Here is a 19,604-nt window from a genome sequence, read left to right on the forward strand (position 1 = left end):
CGGATGCAGTCGAATTTTTCTCTCGACCGGCTTGAACGCTGGAGCGGTGGCGTGGCCGCCGCGGCCCTGGCGGCAACGCCCGAAGACTTGTCGGCCCGCTTCAGCGCGGCGGCAGGCGTGCTGCTTGGCTCGGATCGTGTCTATGTTGGCTTCTATCGTCGCGATATAACGTCCCTGACCATCGACGATGCCGGACCCGATCGCTGGAACCGCGACTATGATGCGCGCATCTATCGCCAGGATCCCTTCTTTCAGAGGTTCGCCAGCACCAGACAGGATTTCCTGCTGCCCTTGTCGGCTCTCAGCCACGGCGATTTCCAGCGCACGCCCTATTATCGCGAATTCTACGGGCCCTCCGGCAGCTTCGATGAAATAACGGGCGTCTTCAATCTCGACGGACTGACGGCCGGCTATGTGACCTTTCTGCGCCGCAACGGCGCACCGCGTTTTGGCGAGCATGATCTGGCCGTGGCCGGCGCGGCGAGCAGCGCGACGAAGCTCATTCTGCAAAGGCTGCTTCATTTGTGCCGCCTTCGGGACAAGGGGTCCGCACTCGAAGCCGCGGGGTCGCAACTGAGCGCCCGGGAAAGGCAGATCGCGCGGCTGCTGATCGAGGGCGGCAGCGCCAAGACGATTGCGCGAAACCTGTCGATTTCACCCGGCACCGTGCGCAACCACATCAAGCAGGTCTACCGCAAGCTCGGTGTGCACTCCCAGGTCGAGTTGCTGGCCGCCGGCTGGGAGGCTCCGCGCACCTGACGGTGTCGTTTTGCCAGCTTCACTGTCCCGTCACGACGCGTGTCCACATGCGGTTCTGCAGGCGCAGCAGCTTTGCGTCGTTGTTCTCGACCACGAACAGCTTGGCCTTTACGTCATCGGGTGGGAAAACGCCGGGATCCTTGGCGACGGCCTGATCCATCAGCGGCAGGGATTCCGGGATCGCATTGGCATAGGAAACATAGCTGGAATTGGCCGCCGCTATGTCGGGCCGCAAGTTGAAATCGATCCAGGCCCGGGCATTCTCCGGATGCGGCGCATCCTTCGGCACCGCCATCGTATCGAAGTTTATCAGCGTGCCTTCCCTGGGAATGGAATAGGCAATCTCAAGCTTCTTCGCGGATTCCGCCGCACGGGTCTTCGCCTGCAATATGTCGCCCGACCAGCCCAGCACGACACAGATGTCGCCATTCGCCAGGTCGTTGATGTATTTCGACGAGTGGAAGTAACGGATATAAGGCCGCACCTTGCCCATCAGTTCTTCAACCTTGGCGAGGTCGTCCGGACTGGTCGACCTGGGGTCGATATGGAGATAGTTCATGGCCATCGGAATGATCTCCGCCGGGGCATCGATCATGGCGACGCCGCAATCGGAGAATTTCTTGACGACGTCGACGTCGAAGACCATGGCGAACGAATCTGTCGGCGCGTCCGGCATCCGTTGCTTGATGGCAGCGACATTGTAGCCGATGCCGTCCGTGACGGCCATGTAAGGCACTGCGTGCAGGTTCTGCGGATCCGCGCCCGCGATCAGCGACAAGGCTTGCGGATCGATTTTCGAGTGGTTTGAAAGCTTCGATCCGTCGAGTGGCAGGAAAGCGCCCGCCTTCACCTGGTTCTTCAGAAACGGAAAGGCCGAGGGATACACCACGTCATACCCCGAGCCGCCGGTGAGCAGTTTCGTCTCAAGGACCTCGTTGCCGTCATAGACATCGTAGCGGACCTTGATACCTGTCTCCTTCTCGAACTTCTCAGCCGTGTCCGGCGCGATATAGTCGGACCAGTTGTAGACGTTGACGACCTTCTCGTCGTCCGCCCGGGCGCCGCCGAAGCAGATGCCGCAGGCAAGCGCGGCGCTCAGGATTGGGATGAGCAGGGAGCGCATGGGTGTCCTCCTTTCGCGGGTGCGGCCGATGCGGCGCACCGTTCCAATTTCACTTTCGGCACGCTTGCCGCTCAACGCCGCTGCGGCGCATAAACGGGTAAGGTGATACAGGCGACATTGCCGCCGCCGAGCAGAATTTCGCGGGAGTTCTCGATGCCCACGATCTTGTGGTCGGGGAACAGCGTGGCCAGCTGTTGCTTTGCCTTCCGGTCGAGATCGCAGCCGAACTCCGGCACGACCACGACGCTGTTGCCCGGATAATAGTTGATGTAACTCGCCGCGATCCGGTTGCCTGTTGGCCGCGCCCAGGTCGAATCGACCCGGTCCAAGCCCTCGCTTTCCTCGGCCGTCATTTCGATCGGCAGGGGATGGTGCAGCCGATGAACCTCCAGGCTGCGGCCACGCGCGTCACGGGCCGAACGCAGCACCTCTTCGGCTTCGCGCACGATCTCATATTGCGGGTCGCTCCGCTCGTCGGTCCAGCTCAGCGCCACGACGCCCGGACGAACGAAGCAACAGAGATCGTCGACATGACCATCCGTCTCGTCGAAAGCAAAGCCACGCGGCAGCCAGATGATGTCGTCGACGCCGAGATAGTCGCCAAGCCGGCTCTCCACCTCGGCTTTGCCGAGTTGGGCGTTGCGATTTCGATTGAGCAGGCATTGCTCGGTCGTCATCAGCGTTCCCTGGCCATCGCATTGCAGGCCGCCGCCCTCGGCGATCAGCGGCGCGCGGTAGCGGTCCATCCTCTCGATCTCGAGCACTTTTTGTGCGGCAAGGTCATCGAGATCCCAAGGCGAGTAGAGGCCGCCGTCAAACCCGCCATATGCGTTGAAGATCCAATCGACGCCGCGCACGCCGCCTTGGTCGTTGACGACGAAATTGGGGCCGCTGTCGCGCAGCCAGGAATCGTTGGTGGACATCTCCACGACGCGCACCTCGGCGGGCAAGCGCGCTCTGGCGTTCCGCCATTGGCGGCTGGATGCCGCCACGGTCACGGGTTCGCTTTGCGCGATCGCGGCGGCGACGTCGGCGAACAGCTTCTGGGCGGGCTTGGCGCCCTGGCGCCAGGTGTCCGGCCGCTCCGGCCAGATCAGCCAGCAGCCTGATTTGGGTTCGAATTCGCCGGGAGCGCGAAACCCATCCTGTCTCGGTGTGGTCGAGAGCGTATGTGACATTGTGGGACTGCCGGAAAATGGAACGACGAAACTTTCCCGGATCAGAAGGTTTTGGGGCCTTGTTCGTCAATGTCCCATTTGGGATAGCTTGATCACTGCGCCAGTCCCCTGGCCTGCGTTCGGCTGGGGCCAGCACCATTGGCCCCGGGCCTAGGTTGCCCGAAATTGCGGGGTCTCTATTGTTTATTGCGTCGCCTGGTAAAGTTCCGAAGCGGCCTCTTTCAGCGCGTGTCGGCCGTCCGGCTTGAAATACATCATGTGTCCACCTTCAACGACGTCGAGGCGGATCGGCCTGGCGCCGGCGAGCGATGGAATCTGGCTGACCAGATAACGCGACGCCAGGTAGGGAGTGACGAGATCGGTGTAGCCGTTGACGATGACGACGCCCAGCGCGGGATTCAAGGAGCGTGCCCGCTGCAAATCGTCCATCACGCCAGCATAGCCTTGGCGCGAGGCGCTCGTCCCATAGTCCCAGTTGTGGCTGATATCGTCGTTCAGTAAGCGGTAGCTAACATCGGTGCGAAAGTTCAGCTCGTCGCGAGCGTAGCCGACAAAGGCCGAGGTCAGCGCCGGCACACTGCGGTCCAGCACCGGATCGGGACCGGCGATCCGGGCGCTCTGAGGCGCTATGTCCGCCGTCGCGATCATACCGTCATAGGGGCTGAGCACCTTGCCCGTGGCACGGCCAAACTCCCTTGCGAAGAGCGAGGTCGGGACGCGGGCGAAGTTGCGGTGAACGAGGTCGAGTGGCAGGCCGGTGATCTCCGCTACGCGATCGCTGGCCAGCCGCCCGCCTTGCTCCAGCCCACTGGCGAGCGCGGTGAGGTACTCGCCAAGTGCATAATGCTCGATATCGGCGAGCTTTTCCCGCAGTGCATCGCCGTTGAAACCTTCACTACGCAGGCGAACCGCGGCGAGCGAGGGTAGTTCGAGAGCCCAATGCAGCGGCTCGAATTCGTCGGGCTGCACCAGGGTGAATTCCAGCGCCGGCGAGATCAGCACGATGCCGCTTGGGCTGATGCCGATATCTTCCTGCAGCGTCCTGGCAAGCAGTGCCGCCCGGAACCCGCCATAGCTCTCACCGGCGAGGAACAGCGGGGATCCCATGCGGCTGTTTTGGGCAAGATAGAGCCGGATAAACGCACCGATAGAACTGGCGTCCTGCCTGACGCCCCAGAAGTCGTGCGTATCCTGGCCAGGCGCCTCGCGACTGTAGCCGGTTCCCACCGGATCAACGAAGACGAGGTCGGTCATGTCGAGCCAGCTGTCGGGATTGTCGATGAGCTTCTGCGGCGAGGGGAGGAATTCCCCGTCGGCTCCGGTCGCCACTATGCGCGGTCCGAGCGCGCCGAGATGCAGATAGGCTGAAGCGGCGCCCGGGCCGCCATTGAACGCGAAGGTGATTGGCCGCGGTGCTTCCGTCGCCGTGCCCTCACGCGGTTTCAGCGTATAGGCAACATAGAAAATCTCCGCCGTGACCTCGCCCTTGCCGGAGAGCAGCGGAAGCGTGCCGGCCTTTGCCTGGTACCGCAGACTGTGCCCGGCAATGGTGATCGAATGGTCGCTGATCTCGGGTGAGGGCAGCAGCGACAGCACACCACCCTCGGGCGCTGGCCGCTCTGGCGTTTCAGCCAAGAGGGGCCGCGCGAAGCCGGCAAGCATGACGAGGACAAGGGAGACGAGTTTCAGCTTGGAACGCATGAGGCCTCCGCGGGAACGACTCCCGCATAGGTATGGCCGAGGCGAATGAAGTCAAAGGGAATAGACGAAGGCGAGCCCACTGCTATCCCCTCGACACCGGTTCCTGACAGCTTGGATCGTCGCTCGGATTGGCTCACACTTCCGTACGACCGTGCTATCAAGACAGAAAGCCGTTCGAAAGGAACGAAAATGGACGCGACCGAACTCAAGGCCATGCAGGCGCCGCTGAAGCAGGCCTACCGTAACGACGCCGCGCAAGCACTGATCACGCTGAGAGCGAAGGGTTCGATCGACGAACAGTCGGTCGCCTGCAAGGTCGACACCGGCAGGGCGATTGCCGTCGCTGGCCTTCATCCGGCGACAGGCGGCTCGGGGCTCGAGCTGTGCTCCGGCGACATGCTCCTCGAGGCGCTGGTGGCCTGCGCCGGGGTGACGCTGAAGGCGGTGGCGACGGCGCTCGAGTTCAAGCTCGGCGCCGCGACCGTTGAAGCCGAAGGCGACCTTGATTTTCGTGGCACACTCGGTGTCGCCAAGGATGCGCCGGTCGGTTTTCGCGCCATCCGGCTCAGTTTCGATCTCGACACGGACGAGCCGCAGGAGCGGATCGATTCGCTGCTGAAGCTGACCGAGCGCTATTGCGTGGTGTTCCAGACCATCAACCAGAAGCCGGAGCTGACGGTGAGCGCGCGGAGATGAATCACAAGGCCCGCGGCAGCGGGCCTAGAGCGGTTCAGAGTTTGATAGAATCTCTGACCCGCTCTAACTTCTTGTTTTTACGCAATTCCCAAGGGGAAGCGCTACGCGCTTCTTCCGGGAAAACCGCTGCACACTTTTCCTGGAATTGCTCTAGTGATACCTGATGCTTACTGAGCTGCCGGCTCTTCGGCGTCGCCTTCGTCGGTGAAGGGCGAGGCGCTCGGCACGCACTGCACGGACCAGCCCGCGGGTGTCGGCTGCTTCTGATACTCGGTGATGGCGGCGGCGCACTGTTCGCGTTTGTCGAAGGTGCTGGGCAGCACAACCATGCCGCCCTGTGGGCCGGCGATTACCAGATACCAGACCAATGCTGCGGTCGTAGCCATGGAGTTTTCCTTGTTCTGCCCCAGCAGGGCGCTTGGTGTGGGAGTCTTCCGATCCTAACAACTCCTCCGAAATGACGAAAGCATGACCGCCGCGCGCCCTTCTCCCTTAGATCACAGCCGCGTGATCATCCGGCGGATTTTCGGACTGGCCTGTTGCCGACGCCACGGTTCAGTCGGTCGCAAAACAATAGAACAGGCCGTCGCCACCTGTGCCTTTCAGCGCCTCCTGGCTGCAGCCGCCACGAGAGGCGTGCGAGGAATTCCATGACTTTGCCGCCGCCGAATCGTCGAGACCGGTGCGGTCGTGATGGCCCATCATGGCCGCCCCTTCGGCGCCGCTCATCGTCCAGTCGCCGCAGGTCTGGTCGGCGATCCGGGTGCCGTCAGGCTTGGATCCCGTCAGCATATCGTGCCGGTTGGGAGTATCGCCGCGACCGTTGACCGTCTCACCCTTCTCATTCAGCGCGGTCTGCTTGGTGATGCCGTTGGCGTCGCTGTGCAGGGAGGCGACATCATCGGCGATCTTGGCGCCCTTGGCGTTGAACCAAGGCCCCTTGCCGATGCGGTCGCGCGCATCCTCGGCGCTGGTCGAGAGATAAGCGTGCCAGCTCTTGCCGGTGACGCCGGCGGCTTCGGCAAGCGATGCGCAATGGGCGTCCGCGCCCTTCAGGCCACCGAGATCGGCGCCCTTGCCGGAGCCGACACTGGTGACGAAGAAGCTCATTTTGGTATCTTGGGAAACAGCCACACCGACTGTAGCCCCAAGGGCGGCGGTGAGAGCGGCGGCAACGATAACGAATCTGCGCATGTCGGTCCTCCGGTTTCGAATGTCCTACGTCAGGAGAACGTAGCCGAAGGCTCTTTTAATCCGTTTCGAACCCGAGTTTTATTCCGGTTGCCGATAGGTGACGAAGCGGTTGTGCTTGGCCTGGAAGATCAGGCCGGTCTCTTTGAGGTCCGGGCTGGCCAGCGGCACGATGCGTTTGGCGATCTCGGAGGGGTGCGGCAGCGTCTCGGGATCCTCACCGGGTACGGCTTGCGCGCGCATCGCGGTGCGCGTGGCGCCGGGGTCGGCGGCGTTGACGCGCAGCGGCAGGCTTTGCGTCTCATGCGCCCAGGAACGCATCATTGTTTCGACCGCCGCCTTCGATGCCGCGTAAGGCGCCCAGAACGCGCGCGCGGAATGCGCGGCATTGGAAGACAGGATAATCGCCCGGCCGGCGTCCGAGAGCCGCAGCAGCGGGTCGACGGAGCGGATCAGCCGCCAGGTCGAGGTGACGTTGATGGTCATCACCTTTTCGAAGGTCTTGGCCTCGACATGGCCGATCGGCGAGATGACGCCGAGCACGCCGGCATTGGCTACGAGAATGTCGAGCTTGCCCCAGCGCTCGTTGATGGCGCCCCCCAACCGGTCGATGCCGGCCATGTCGGCGAGATCGAGCGGGACCAGCGTCGCCTGGCCGCCAGCCGCCTTGATCTGGTCGTCGAGTTCTTCCAGCCCTCCGACGGTGCGGGCAACCGCGATGACATGCGCACCGGCCGCCGCCAATTCCCTGGCGATGAAATAGCCGATGCCGCGCGAGGCGCCGGTGACGACCGCAACGCGGCCGGTAAGGTCGAGGGTCATGCGATGCTTCCGGAACTCTGGCTAGAGCAATTCCAGGAAAAGTGTGTAACGGTTTTCCGTCCGGAATTGCGTAAAAACAAAGAGTTAGAGCGGTTCGGCGATTCTATCAAACGTTGAACCGCTCTAAGCTGGTGACGGTCCGGCAATCCTACGCCCCGCTTGTCGCCAGCAGCGACAGCGTGCGCACATTGTCGTGGCCTTCGAAGTCGAGCAGGCGGGTCGGGTACTGGCCGGTGAAGCACGCATCGCAGAACTGCGGCTGTTCGTCGTTGCGGCTGGCCTCGCCGACGGCGCGGTAGAGCCCGTTGATCGAGAGGAAGCCGAGTGAATCGACGCGGATGAACTCGGCCATCTCTTCCACCGACATGCGCGAAGCCAGCAGCTTCGACTTCTCCGGCGTGTCGACACCGTAGAAGCACGACGCGCTGGTCGGCGGCGAGGCAATGCGCATGTGCACTTCCCTGGCGCCGGCGTCACGCACCATCTGCACGATCTTCTGGCTGGTGGTGCCGCGCACGATGGAATCGTCGACCAGCACCACGCGCTTGCCCTCGATCATGCGGCGGTTGGCGTTGTGCTTGAGCTTGACGCCCATGTGGCGGATCGAATCGCCGGGCTGAATGAAGGTGCGGCCGACATAATGGTTGCGGATGATGCCAAGCTCAAAGGGAATGCCTGCCGCCTGGCTGAAGCCGATCGCCGCCGGCGTGCCCGAGTCCGGCACCGGCACGACGATGTCGGCCTCGACCGGGTTTTCCTGCGCCAGTTCGGCGCCGATGCGCTTGCGCACCTCATAGACATTGCGGCCCTCGACCGAAGAGTCGGGCCGGGCGAAATAGACATATTCGAAAATGCAGAAGCGGGTCTTCTGCGGTTCGAACGGGAACAGGCTCTCGATGCCCTTCGAGGTGACGACGACCATCTCGCCGGGCTTCAGATCACGCACGAAACGGGCGCCGATGATGTCGAGCGCGCAGGTCTCGGAGGCCAGGATCCAGGCGCCGTCGAGATCGCCGAGCACCAGCGGGCGGATGCCGAGCGGATCGCGGCAACCGATCATCTTCTTGGCCGTCATCGCCACCAGCGAGAAGGCGCCCTCTACCTGGCGCACCGCGTCGATGAAGCGCGAGTTGAGATCGCGCTCCTTGCTGGTCGCGACCAGATGCAAAAGCGTCTCGGTGTCGGAGGTGGAGGAGAAGATCGCGCCCTGCTTCTGCAGCGCGCGCTGCACGGTCATGGCGTTGGTGAGGTTGCCGTTATGGGCGACGGCGAAGCCGCCATCGGCCAACTCGGCGAAGAAGGGCTGGATGTTGCGCATGCCGGCGCCGCCTGTCGTGGCGTAGCGCGTGTGGCCAATGGCGCGGTTGCCCTGCAGGCTGTCGATGACGCGCTGCTTGGTGAAGGTGTCGCCGATCAGTCCGACGTGGCGTTCGACATGGAACTGGGTGCCGTCGTAGGAAACGATGCCGGCCGCTTCCTGGCCACGATGCTGCAGCGCATGCAGGCCGAGCGTGACGATGGCCGCCGCATCCTGCCGGCCAAAGATGCCGAAGACGCCGCATTCGTCATGGAAATGATCGTCAGCCTCGGCGGAAAGCACGTCGTCTGCGTCTGCCATCTTAAGCTCCGCTAAAATCGCCATATAAGGCGGTCGCGCGTCGAAAGCAACGCACTGCATGCGATCGTTCACATGGATCGATCGCCAGACGTCCCGTTCGGACCTCAGTTCGCCGGCGCTGGCGCCGGCTTGGCCGTGTTGTCGGCGGGACCGGCGTCGTTGTCGTCGGGCGCTGGCGCATTGGCGTCGTCGCCGCCGGCTGGGGCATCCGCCGCCGGTGCGTCGGGCGCGGCGGGCGTCTCGGCGGCCGGCTGATTCGGATTGAGCTTCTTGAGGATGGCGTTTTCCGGATCCTCCGGCAGCAGGCTTTCCAGCTTGGCGCCGATCTGTTCCAGCAGCGGCCGCGACTTGGCTTCCGTGACCCAGGCCGGGGCCTTGGCGCCGGCCAGCCAGTTGAAGAACAGCAGCGCCACCGCGACGACCAGGACGCCGCGCGCGGCGCCGTAGAGGAAGCCGAGCGTGCGGTCGAGCGCGCCGATGCGCGAATCGATGATCCAGTCGGCGAGCTTCATGGTGATGACCGAGACCACGATCAGCGCGATGATGAAGACGACGCCGGCGGCAGCGGCCATGGCGATCTTCTCATTGTCGATATAGGGCTTCAGGTAGGGCAGGACCGGCTTGTAGAAGAAGAAGGCGGCCGCCGCCGCCGCCGCCCAGGACACCACCGAGAGCACTTCGCGCGAAAAACCGCGAACCATGGCGAGCATCGCCGAGACCAGGGTGAAGCCGACGAGAATTCCGTCAAGCAGCGTAATCGGCATGTCTTTCGCCCCACTCTGTCTTGCTCACCACCGGATGAGCCGCGTCACTCTTCATCGTCGGCACGGCTTCGCCGTGAGCCGGCTATACGCGCCACGAGGTCGGCAAGCTCGGTGGGTTGGAAAGCGCCGGCCCCGATCCCTCCAGCAAGTTCCTCGCTGCCCAAGGGCAGAACCGCGCTACCAAAACCCAGTTTTTCGGCTTCCTTGAGGCGCTGCTGCGCATGCGCAACCGGCCTCACCGCGCCCGAAAGGCTGATTTCGCCGAAATAGACGCAATCGGCGGGAAGGGCAAGACCGGTGAGCGAGGAAACCAGTGCCGCGGCGACCGCAAGATCGGCCGCCGGCTCGCTGATGCGGTAGCCGCCGGCGACGTTGAGATAGACGTCATGCTGGCCGAAACGGACACCGCAATGCGCCTCCAGCACCGCCAGCACCATCGACAACCGAGCCCCGTCCCAGCCGACCACCGCCCGGCGCGGCGTGCCGAGCGAGGAGGGCGCGACCAGCGCCTGGATCTCGACCAGAACGGGCCTGGTGCCTTCCATGCCGGCGAAAACCGCTGCTCCCGGCGATTTCGCGTGCCGTTCGCCGAGAAAAAGTTCGGACGGGTTGGAGACCTCGCGCAGACCCTTGTCCGACATTTCGAAGACGCCGATCTCATCGGTCGGTCCGAAGCGGTTCTTCACCGTGCGCAGGATGCGGAAGTGGTGGCCGCCTTCGCCCTCGAAATAGAGCACGCCGTCGACCATGTGCTCGACCACGCGCGGACCGGCGATCTGGCCTTCCTTGGTGACATGGCCGACCAGCACGATCGCGGCACCCGTGGATTTGGCGTAGCGGATCATTGCCTGGGCGGCAGCCCGCACCTGGGTGACCGTGCCCGGCGCCGAGTCGGCTAGGTCGGTCCACAGCGTCTGGATCGAATCGAGGATGACCAGATCCGGCCGCTTGCCGTCGGCGATCGTGGCGAGGATATCCTCGACATTGGTCTCGGCCGCCAGTTCCACGGGCGCCGACGCGACGCCGAGCCTCTGCGCGCGCAGCCTGATCTGGGCAACCGCCTCTTCGCCCGAAACATAGACGATGCGGTGGCCCTTGGAGGCAAGAGCGGCCGCGGCCTGGGTGAGCAGCGTCGATTTGCCGATACCGGGATCGCCGCCGACCAGCAGTGCAGAGCCCCGGACGAAACCGCCACCGGTGGCGCGGTCGAGTTCGCCGATGCCTGATATGATGCGCGGCGCGTCCTCGATGTCACCGGAAAGCGTGGTCAGCACCACCGCGCGGCCCTTGCGGGCATTGCGCGTGTTGGCAGGCCCCGAGCCGATGCCGCCCGACCTGCCTTCCTCGACCAGCGTGTTCCACTCGCCGCAGGCATCGCATTTGCCCGCCCAGCGCTGATGCACCGAGCCGCAATTCTGGCAGATGAACTGGACGCGGGATTTAGCCACGCTTTTACCTTCCCGCCCGGTTGCGGGTTCCGGACAGAGGGGGGCGTCGTAGAGCGCCGAGACCCGTTGTTGTTGAGGTCGCGGTCAAACGGCTACTCGAACCTCTCCGCGATGTGGTGCTCTTCGGCCAAATCAGAGAAGCGGGTGAATTCGCCGTGGAAGGCGAGCGTGACCGTGCCGGTCGGTCCATGGCGCTGCTTGGCCACGATCACCTCGGCCTTGCCGCGCATCTCGTTCATCTCGTTTTCCCACTTGACGTATTCCTCGGTGCCGAGCTTCGGCTCGCGGTTCTTGAGGTAATACTCCTCGCGGTAGACGAAGATGACGACGTCGGCGTCCTGCTCGATCGAACCGGATTCGCGCAGGTCGGAGAGCTGCGGGCGCTTGTCGTCGCGGCTTTCGACCTGACGCGAGAGCTGCGACAGCGCGATAATCGGCACGGTCAGTTCCTTGGCCAGCGCTTTCAGGCCCGTGGTGATCTCGGTGATTTCCTGCACGCGGTTCTGCGAGGACTTGGCGGATGAGCCCTGCATCAGCTGGATATAGTCGATGACGATCAGGTCGAGGCCACGCTGGCGCTTCAGGCGGCGCGCGCGGGCAGACAACTGAGCAATGGAAATACCACCGGTCTGGTCGATGAACAGCGGGATCTTCTGCATGGTCTGCGAACAGGCGACCAGCTTTTCGAAATCCATTTCGCTGATTTCGCCGCGGCGGATCTTCGAGGAAGAGATTTCCGTCTGTTCGGAAATGATACGGGTCGCGAGCTGTTCGGACGACATTTCGAGCGAGAAGAACCCGACGACACCGCCATTGGCCGCCTTGAACGAGCCGTCGGCTTGTTGTGCCGGCACATAGGCCTCGGCGACGTTGAAGGCGATGTTGGTGGCGAGCGATGTCTTGCCCATGCCCGGACGGCCGGCAAGCACGATCAGGTCGGAGGGCTGCAGGCCGCCCATGCGGCGGTCGAGATCGCGCATGCCGGTGGCGAGGCCCGACAGACCGCCGTCGCGCATATAGGCGGCGTTGGCCATGTCGACCGCGGTCTTGACCGCGTCGGTGAAGCTCTCGAAGCCGCCGTCATAGCGCCCGGTTTCAGCCAGTTCGAACAGGCGGCGCTCGGCGTCCTCGATCTGTTCGGAAGGCGACATGTCGACAGGTGCGTCATAGGCGATGTTGACCATGTCCTCGCCGACCGTGATCAGCGCCCGGCGCGTCGCCAGGTCATAGATGGCGCGGCCGTAATCGGTGGCGTTGACGACGGTGACGGCTTCCACCGCCAGCCGCACGACATATTGCGCCACCGTCATGTCGCCGACCTTTTCGTCGGCCGGCAGGAAGGTCTTCAGCGTGATCGGCGTCGCCGCCTTACCCATGCGGATCAATTCGGCCGCGACGTCGAAGATCTTGCGGTGCAGGGGTTCATGGAAATGACCGGACTTCAGGAAATCGGACACCCGGTAGAAGGCATCGTTGTTGACCAGGATGGCGCCAAGCAGCGCCTGCTCGGCCTCGATGTTGTTGGGCGATTCACGATAGAGCGGTTGCTCCGCCACGCCGAATTTTCGCGCTGCCTCTGCCATGATGTCCCCAATTTCGATCCCGCCCTTTCGATATCAGAACTGGACAAGTCGGTGCTGACTTATCTGCAACAGCCCGTGTCGAAGCGGCTTTGATACTCGCGATTCACAGCCAAAATTTTTCCGTGGAAAGAATCGCAATTGACTCGAATCGAGAGTTGCGAGTTTAGCGTTTCTCGAAGGAGAACAAAACAGGAAAGTGGAGCGATTGGCACCGGATCGCGGAGCCGTCGCGTTCGTTTCATCCTCGTGCCAGCGCATCGCCCCAGTCCAGCCGCCGCGCCACCTTGAAGGCGTCGCCGTCGCGTTTGGTGAAGAGCTTTTCGCCGGCGCTGCCGTCTGCTTCGCAGAGTTTCAGCGACACCTTGCCGGACCCTGACTTCGGCGGCGCGATCACCCGTGCGGCGCGGGAGACAGCCGGCTGGCGCGAAGCGGCGACATAGATGAATTTCTCGTCCTCCCATGGCACATCGGCGTCCTTGGCCAGCCGGTGCAGGCGCGAGCGGGCGACGCGGCGGGAAAAATGGCACCAGTCGGGCGGGTTGAGCGGGCAGGGCGCTTCGTGCGGACAAGGCGCCAGCACATGCGCGCCGGCGGCGATCAATTGCTGGCGCACCGCCAGAATTCGCTGCCAGCCCGCCGGCGTGCCCGGCTCGATAATCAGCAGCGTGTCGGTCGTGAGGTGCCATAGCCGGTCGATCATTTTGGCCAGGGATGCTGACACGATCTCGTCCAGCACATAGGCGCATGTGACGAGGTCCGCGGGCTGGAGGTCGGCAAGGTCTGTCGTGACATCGCCGGCCTGCCAGATGGTCCGGGCCGCGATCGCATCGGCGGCAAGTGTCTCGCCGATTTTGCGCACCGCGGCACTCGCCTCCAGCAACGTGGCCAGTTCCAGTTCAGGCCAGAGGTCGCTGGTGGCCCAAAGCACCGTACCAGGGCCGGCGCCGACATCGAGCAAGGTTTTCGGCGTGAAATCCGGCCGGGCTTCGGCGAGCGCATCGAGGCTGGCGCGGACCGCGGCATAGGTCGCCGGCAGCCGCGTCGCCAGATAGGCCCTGACCGCCATGTCCTGCGCCATGTGCAGGCGGCCGTCGCGCAGTTCGGCGCGGTAACGGTCGGAGAGCGTCTTTGCCGCCTGCTTCAGGTCCGGCAACGGCACCTTTTCCAAAATGCGATCGACAGCCTGTCGAAGAGGGGCCGGCAACTCCACGCTATGCTCCTCGCGGCACGAGTAGGATGATCGAGGCACCTGCCACGCAGAGTGCCGCACCGCCAAGATCCCAGCGGTCGGGCCGCACGCCTTCAACCAGCCAGAGCCAGGCCAGCGAGGCTACGATGTAGATGCCGCCGTAAGCGGCATAGGCTCGCCCTGCTGCATTGGTGTCGACCAGTGCCAGGAGCCAGGCGAAGACAAGCAGCGAGACAAAGCCCGGCGCCAGCCACAAAGGCGATTTTTCCAGCCGCCACCAGGCCCATACCGAAAAACAGCCGGCGATCTCGGCCAGCGCTGCGGCGGCATAGAGGAGATAGGTCATGAAAAAGGCCTCGCGACGATTCACGAGGCCTTTTTCGGGGCAGGAGCCTGCAATGGCAAGCGCCAATAATGCGTCCTGCAGCGCCGTTCCTATTCCGCCACCTTGCGGCGCCGGGCCGGCTTGACGGGCTTCTCGACTGGAGCCGCCTCGCGGCGACCCATGTCGCGCATTTCCAGTGCCTTTTCGCATTTGGCCATGTAGTCGCGCGTCATCGGCAACGTGTCGTTCTTCTTGGTGATCTGGAACTGGAAAATCACCAGGTCCTGCCAACGGAAGGCAGCCTCCGAGGCGGCCAGATAGAACTCCCACATGCGGCAGAAGCGTTCGTCATAGATCGCCTTGGCCTTGTCGCGGTTGGCGGCGAAGCGCTGGCCCCAGTGCTTCAGCGTGTCGGCATAGTGGAGCCGCAGGATTTCGACGTCGGTGACCACGAGGCCGGACTTTTCGATCGCCGGCAGCACCTCGGACATCGCCGGAATATAGCCACCCGGGAAAATATACTTGCGGATGAAGGCGCTGGTCGCCCACGGCACGCCGGAGCGGCCGATCGTGTGCAGAAGCATGACACCATCAGGCTTCAGCAATGTTGCCGCCTTGTCGAAGAAGGTTCGGTAATGGTTGACGCCGACATGCTCGAACATGCCGACCGAGACGATGCGGTCGAAGCGTTCGTTGAGCTCGCGATAATCCTTCAGTTCGAAATGGACGTGGTTTTCCAGCCCTTGCGCATGCGCCCGGTCCGTGGCGACGCCATGCTGTTCGGTCGACAGCGTCACACCCTGCACGTCGACGTCGAAAGCCTTGGCGAGATAGAGGCCGAGCCCGCCCCAGCCGGAGCCGATGTCGAGCACCGTCTGCCCCGCCTTCAGCCGGAGCTTGGCGGCGATATGGCGCTTCTTGGCTGCCTGCGCCTCTTCCAGCGTCATGTCCGGTTGCTCGAAATAGGCGCAGGAATACTGCATGTCCTCATCGAGGAAGAGCCGGTAGAGTTCACCTGACAGGTCGTAGTGCCGCTGCACGTTGCGGCGCGAGCGCGAGGCGGTGTTGATCTGTTGCAGGCGGCGGAAGGCGTGGCGCAGGCCCTCGATGGCTTTCGACCAGGTCGCGTCGATGCCGCCGCTGCCCATGTTCTGGAAGGCAATGCGCATCAGCCCAAGCACGCCGCCTTCAAGAATGTCCAACTCGCCGTCCATATAGGATTCAGGCACCGCCAGCATCGGATCGAAGGAGATGGCGCGCTCGGCATGGCGGGTCTTGATGTGCATATGCACCGGCTCGCCGCTGCCGTCGCCGAAGATGAATGTCGAACCCTTCGGCCCGGTTACCTTCAGATTGCCCGTGCGCACCAGGCGGTCGAGAACGCGCTTCAACAGAATATTCATGTCCAATGTCCCCTCACGGTCAGACAGGCTGTCCTACTCTGCATCAATATATAGGGTTTCGAAAAGTTCCTTTTGGCACAAAAATGCCCGGGCGAGAGGCCCGGGCATTGGTCCAGAATGGCTGGAGAGCGGTGGTCCGAGGACCTGTGCGATCAGGCGTTGTCTTCGCCGCCTTCGAACTCGGCATTCGGATCGAAGAAGTTTTCCGGCCGCGCATTGTCGTTGATGTCGTCGCCGTAAATGGCTTCGGCGGTGGTCAGCGTCTCGCCCTTGGCCTGGCGTTCGGCCTCGTCGGCCGTGCGGGCGATGTTGAGCGTGATGGTGACTTCGACTTCCGGATGCAGTGCGATCGCCACATTGGTGAGGCCGATGGTCTTGATCGGCTGGTTGAGCTGGATCTGGTTGCGGTTGACCGTGAAGCCCTCCGCGGTCAGCAGGTCGGCGATGTCGCGGGTCGACACCGAACCGTAGAGCTGGCCGGTCTCGCCGGCCGAACGCACCGCGATGAAGCTCTTGCCGTCAAGCTTTTCGGCGACCTGGGCCGCTTCCGACTTGCGTTCAAGGTTGCGGGCTTCGAGTTGGGCGCGCTGGCCCTCGAACTTCTTCTTGTTGGCTTCGTTGGCGCGCAGCGCCTTGCCCTGCGGCAGCAGGAAATTGCGGGCAAAACCGTCCTTGACCTTGACGGTATCGCCCATCTGGCCGAGGCGGGAAACGCGTTCGAGAAGAATGACGTCCATGGCTATGTTCCTTTTGGTTGGGCGTCCGTCCACGAGGCCGACGCCGAATTCTCTGGAACAGGTCAGGAAGCAAAAGGGCGTTGCCGCCGGTGTCGCTGTCCTGCCTGTCGCGGCAGTTAGAGGTTATTGACCTCAACTCGGGATTTGATGGCTATCCGGTCATGCCCGTCATGGCCGGCGACAGGAACGGGCGGCGAACCGCCCGTTCGGAAGAATTAGCGAACCACGTAGGGCAGCAGGCCGAGGAAACGGGCACGCTTGATCGCCTTGGCGAGCTCGCGCTGCTTCTTCTGGCTGACGGCGGTGATGCGCGACGGCACGATCTTGCCGCGCTCGGAAATGTAGCGCTGCAGCAGGCGCACGTCCTTGTAGTCGATCTTCGGTGCGTTGGCGCCGGAGAACGGGCAGGTCTTGCGGCGGCGATGGAAAGGGCGCCGGGTCGGGATCTGATTGATGTCGACCATTATTCTGCACCCCCTTCAAAACCTTCGCGCGGACGGCGCGGACCACGGTCGCCGCCTTCGCGATCGCCGAACGAACGCGGGCCACGATCGCCGCGGTCGCCGAAGCTGCGCGCCGGACGATCGCCACGGTCGCGATCGCCGAAGCCACCGCGCTCGGAGCGCTCTTCGCGCTTCTGCATCATGGCCGATGGGCCTTCCTCATGCGCCTCGACCTTGATGGTCAGGAAACGCAGCACGTCCTCGGACAGACCCATCTGGCGCTCCATCTCGTTGAGCGCTGCCGGCGGGCAGGTGAGGTCCATCAGCGTGTAGTATGCCTTCCGGTTCTTGTTGACCCGGTAGGTGAGGGACTTCAGTCCCCAGTTCTCGACCCGGCCGACGGACCCGCCATTTGCTGCGATGACGCCCTTGTACTGTTCGACAAGCGCATCGACCTGCTGCTGCGAGAGGTCCTGCCGGGCAAGAAACACATGTTCGTAAAGAGCCATTATGGTTCAGTGCCTTTCTTCGTTTCTCTCCCGGTTCCCGGCGGCAAAAGCCTCTGCAACTTCTCTGACCCGCATGTGCCTCGAAAGGCGCGGGAAGAAAGGAGCATGACGAGACGGTCGAGAGCGGAGACACGGGAGGCGGAAGCGCTTCTGGCTTCACACGAAGGTTCTCGAAAAAACCTCCGGCCCTCCGTTCAGCCCCCAGCTGGGACCGGCAGATTGGCGGCGTCTATATAGCAATCCACCGATAAGGCAAGGGCAAGCGGCGTCCCCGATGTCGCAACCACCAGAAAATCAAGCCGCGGCGCCAGCAAGGCCCGGCGATTTTCCCCGGCAACCGGACCTTAACCACAATGTCAGGTTGCGCAGGGTTGCCCGCCGCCGTCAACGGTCGATTCATTATGAAAGGTGCAAAAGCCCGGACAGCCGTGCATGACAAGCGGCAAGCATTTTCGGGGGTAAGGATGCTTCTCAACAGGTTCTGGCGCTCGAAGAGCGGCAATTTCGCGCTTCTCATGGGATTGGGGCTACCCGCCATTCTGTCGGCAGTGGCCTTCGCGACCGATGTCTCGACCATGATGCGGGCGAAGAGCAACCTGCAGAACGCGATCGATGCGGCAAACCTTGCCTCCTCGCATCTTGGCGATCTCGACATGACCCGCACCGATGCTTTCGACCGCTATTTCCAGGCCAACATCGCTGGCCATGGCGAACTCGTCAACGCGCAGGCGACCCTGACCGTCGACAGGGGCGTCAATTTCATCAAGACCAAGGCGGTCGCCTCGGCCGACGTCAATCTGAACTTCGCTTTCCTGTTTGGCCAGAGCAAGCACATCGTGGTCGATGCCTCGGCGGCCGAGTCCAATAACCAGCTCGAAGTCGTGCTGGTTCTGGACAATACCGGCTCGATGGCTGGCGCCCGCATGACGGCTCTGAGGACGGCGACGAAGTCGTTGCTGGATACGCTCGAATCGACAAAGTCGCCGACGCGCCAGGTCCGTGCCTCGCTGGTTCCCTTCGTCACGGCCGTGAACGTCAATGGCGACGGGTTCGATCCGTCCTGGATCGACATGGACGGCAAATCCTCGACCAACGGTATCAATTTCCCCGTCATCGACGGCAAGCGCCCGAACCACATGGCCCTGTTCAGGCAGCTCAAGGACACCGGATGGGCCGAGCCCGGATGGAACGACACGGGATGGAAGGGCTGCGTGGAGGCGCGGGCCGGCGCCTACAACATTTCCGACACGCCGCCCGACCCGGCTAAGCCCGACACGCTGTTCGTTCCCTATTTTGCGCCGGATGATCCGGGAGATGCGCAGATGCCGTCCAGTTCCTATGGCAATGAGGCAAAGTACTACAACAATTCCTATCTCAGCGACGCCAGCGACACGGTCAAGCTAGACAAACAGAAAGGCGACAACCGGCTCGGCATCGACTTCAGCGGCCTCGACAGCGATCCCGACAAAGCCACCAAGGAACAGGTTGCCAAATATGTGGCGCCGGCCAAGGAACTTATCACCGAGACAGGAACTCCCGTCACCGTTGGTCCCAACCGTTCCTGCCCGACCCCCGTCGTTCCCCTGACCGACGATTTCGACAAATTGCGTAAGGCGGCGAGCCAGATGACGGAATGGAACGGCTCCGGCACCAACGTCTCGGAGGGGCTGTCCTGGGGCATGCGGGTGCTCTCGCCCGGCGCGCCCTATACCGGCGGCGCGCCATTCAAGACGCCTGGCGTCAGCAAGATCGTACTCCTGCTCACCGACGGTGAGAACGTCGTCTACGGCGCCAGCCAGCAATCGACGAAGTCCGACTACACATCCTACGGCTATCTGGCGGGTGGCCGCTTCGGGTCGGACAATCAGACGACGGCGGCCCGCAATGTCGACGGCTGGACGAAGAGCGTCTGCACGCAGTTGAAGAACCAGGGCGTGCAGATCTACACGATGGTGCTGCAGTCCGACACCGCTGCCAACCGCACGCTTTACAGCGCCTGCGCTTCCGATCCGAGCGATTATTATGCCGTCAACGATCCGGCCAAGCTGCCGAATGTTTTTCAGCAGATCGCCAACAAGTTCTCGAAGCTGCAACTGACGAATTGAGCGCCCGATG

General features: G+C 63.1%; 19 protein-coding genes. 3 read left to right on the forward strand and 16 right to left on the reverse strand.

Annotated features, from left to right (window positions below; all coding sequences use genetic code 11):
* Nucleotides 1–51: 51 nt before the first annotated feature.
* The gene (locus EN861_RS12455; protein ID WP_245512021.1) at nt 52–759 is read left to right on the forward strand and encodes a LuxR C-terminal-related transcriptional regulator; all 708 of its coding nucleotides are present in this window, start codon (nt 52–54) and stop codon (nt 757–759) included.
* A 19-nt stretch (nt 760–778) separates the two neighbouring features.
* On the opposite strand, the gene EN861_RS12460 is transcribed toward EN861_RS12455, so the two are convergent.
* From EN861_RS12460 to EN861_RS12470, 3 genes are all read right to left on the reverse strand, one after another.
* Nucleotides 779–1,882, reverse strand: a complete 1,104-nt coding sequence (locus tag EN861_RS12460; protein ID WP_127871420.1) for a polyamine ABC transporter substrate-binding protein — start codon at nt 1,880–1,882, stop codon at nt 779–781.
* A 71-nt stretch (nt 1,883–1,953) separates the two neighbouring features.
* Nucleotides 1,954–3,060, reverse strand: a complete 1,107-nt coding sequence (aguA, locus tag EN861_RS12465) for an agmatine deiminase (protein ID WP_135863788.1) — start codon at nt 3,058–3,060, stop codon at nt 1,954–1,956.
* A gap of 183 nt (nt 3,061–3,243) precedes the next feature.
* Nucleotides 3,244–4,761: a peptidase S10 gene (locus EN861_RS12470; RefSeq protein ID WP_135863790.1), complete on the reverse strand. Its 1,518-nt coding sequence runs from the start codon at nt 4,759–4,761 to the stop codon at nt 3,244–3,246.
* A 189-nt stretch (nt 4,762–4,950) separates the two neighbouring features.
* Between EN861_RS12470 and EN861_RS12475 the strand changes: the two genes are divergently transcribed.
* Nucleotides 4,951–5,457 (forward strand): OsmC family protein, encoded by a 507-nt coding sequence (locus tag EN861_RS12475; RefSeq protein ID WP_127278755.1) that lies wholly within the window; start codon nt 4,951–4,953, stop codon nt 5,455–5,457.
* Nucleotides 5,458–5,624: 167 nt separating this feature from the next.
* On the opposite strand, the gene EN861_RS12480 is transcribed toward EN861_RS12475, so the two are convergent.
* From EN861_RS12480 to rpsF, 13 genes are all read right to left on the reverse strand, one after another.
* A complete protein-coding gene (locus EN861_RS12480; protein WP_127278756.1) occupies nt 5,625–5,843 on the reverse strand; it encodes a hypothetical protein in 219 nt (72 codons plus the stop codon).
* 169 nt (nt 5,844–6,012) lie between these two features.
* The gene (locus EN861_RS12485) at nt 6,013–6,651 is read right to left on the reverse strand and encodes a hypothetical protein (RefSeq protein ID WP_135863792.1); all 639 of its coding nucleotides are present in this window, start codon (nt 6,649–6,651) and stop codon (nt 6,013–6,015) included.
* A gap of 78 nt (nt 6,652–6,729) precedes the next feature.
* Complete coding sequence (locus tag EN861_RS12490) at nt 6,730–7,470, reverse strand: SDR family NAD(P)-dependent oxidoreductase (protein ID WP_127278758.1); 741 nt, start codon at nt 7,468–7,470, stop codon at nt 6,730–6,732.
* Between the two features lie 148 nt (nt 7,471–7,618).
* Nucleotides 7,619–9,088: an amidophosphoribosyltransferase gene (purF, locus tag EN861_RS12495; RefSeq protein ID WP_127278759.1), complete on the reverse strand. Its 1,470-nt coding sequence runs from the start codon at nt 9,086–9,088 to the stop codon at nt 7,619–7,621.
* Between the two features lie 104 nt (nt 9,089–9,192).
* A complete protein-coding gene (locus tag EN861_RS12500; protein ID WP_127278760.1) occupies nt 9,193–9,852 on the reverse strand; it encodes a CvpA family protein in 660 nt (219 codons plus the stop codon).
* A 44-nt stretch (nt 9,853–9,896) separates the two neighbouring features.
* On the reverse strand, nt 9,897–11,300 hold the full coding sequence (gene radA / locus EN861_RS12505; protein ID WP_135863794.1) for a DNA repair protein RadA: 1,404 nt from the start codon (nt 11,298–11,300) through the stop codon (nt 9,897–9,899).
* A 92-nt stretch (nt 11,301–11,392) separates the two neighbouring features.
* Nucleotides 11,393–12,883, reverse strand: a complete 1,491-nt coding sequence (locus EN861_RS12510) for a replicative DNA helicase (RefSeq protein ID WP_127871426.1) — start codon at nt 12,881–12,883, stop codon at nt 11,393–11,395.
* A 238-nt stretch (nt 12,884–13,121) separates the two neighbouring features.
* Nucleotides 13,122–14,093, reverse strand: a complete 972-nt coding sequence (locus EN861_RS12515; protein ID WP_135863796.1) for a small ribosomal subunit Rsm22 family protein — start codon at nt 14,091–14,093, stop codon at nt 13,122–13,124.
* A 1-nt stretch (nt 14,094) separates the two neighbouring features.
* A complete protein-coding gene (locus tag EN861_RS12520; protein WP_127280224.1) occupies nt 14,095–14,418 on the reverse strand; it encodes a YnfA family protein in 324 nt (107 codons plus the stop codon).
* A gap of 89 nt (nt 14,419–14,507) precedes the next feature.
* On the reverse strand, nt 14,508–15,800 hold the full coding sequence (locus EN861_RS12525; RefSeq protein WP_127280225.1) for a cyclopropane-fatty-acyl-phospholipid synthase family protein: 1,293 nt from the start codon (nt 15,798–15,800) through the stop codon (nt 14,508–14,510).
* A gap of 152 nt (nt 15,801–15,952) precedes the next feature.
* On the reverse strand, nt 15,953–16,537 hold the full coding sequence (gene rplI / locus EN861_RS12530; RefSeq protein WP_127871428.1) for a 50S ribosomal protein L9: 585 nt from the start codon (nt 16,535–16,537) through the stop codon (nt 15,953–15,955).
* 215 nt (nt 16,538–16,752) lie between these two features.
* A complete protein-coding gene (gene rpsR, locus EN861_RS12535) occupies nt 16,753–17,001 on the reverse strand; it encodes a 30S ribosomal protein S18 (RefSeq protein ID WP_006203718.1) in 249 nt (82 codons plus the stop codon).
* Nucleotides 17,001–17,489, reverse strand: a complete 489-nt coding sequence (gene rpsF, locus EN861_RS12540; RefSeq protein WP_027144123.1) for a 30S ribosomal protein S6 — start codon at nt 17,487–17,489, stop codon at nt 17,001–17,003. The genes rpsR and rpsF overlap by 1 nt, the downstream gene beginning before the upstream one ends.
* Before the next feature lie 464 nt (nt 17,490–17,953).
* On the opposite strand from rpsF, the gene EN861_RS12545 reads away from it, so the two are divergent.
* The gene (locus tag EN861_RS12545; protein ID WP_127280759.1) at nt 17,954–19,594 is read left to right on the forward strand and encodes a pilus assembly protein; all 1,641 of its coding nucleotides are present in this window, start codon (nt 17,954–17,956) and stop codon (nt 19,592–19,594) included.
* The last annotated feature ends 10 nt before the right edge of the window (nt 19,595–19,604 follow it).

The sequence above is a fragment of the Mesorhizobium sp. M8A.F.Ca.ET.218.01.1.1 genome, assembly GCF_004791165.1.
In the GTDB taxonomy this organism is placed as follows: Bacteria; Pseudomonadota; Alphaproteobacteria; order Rhizobiales; family Rhizobiaceae; genus Mesorhizobium.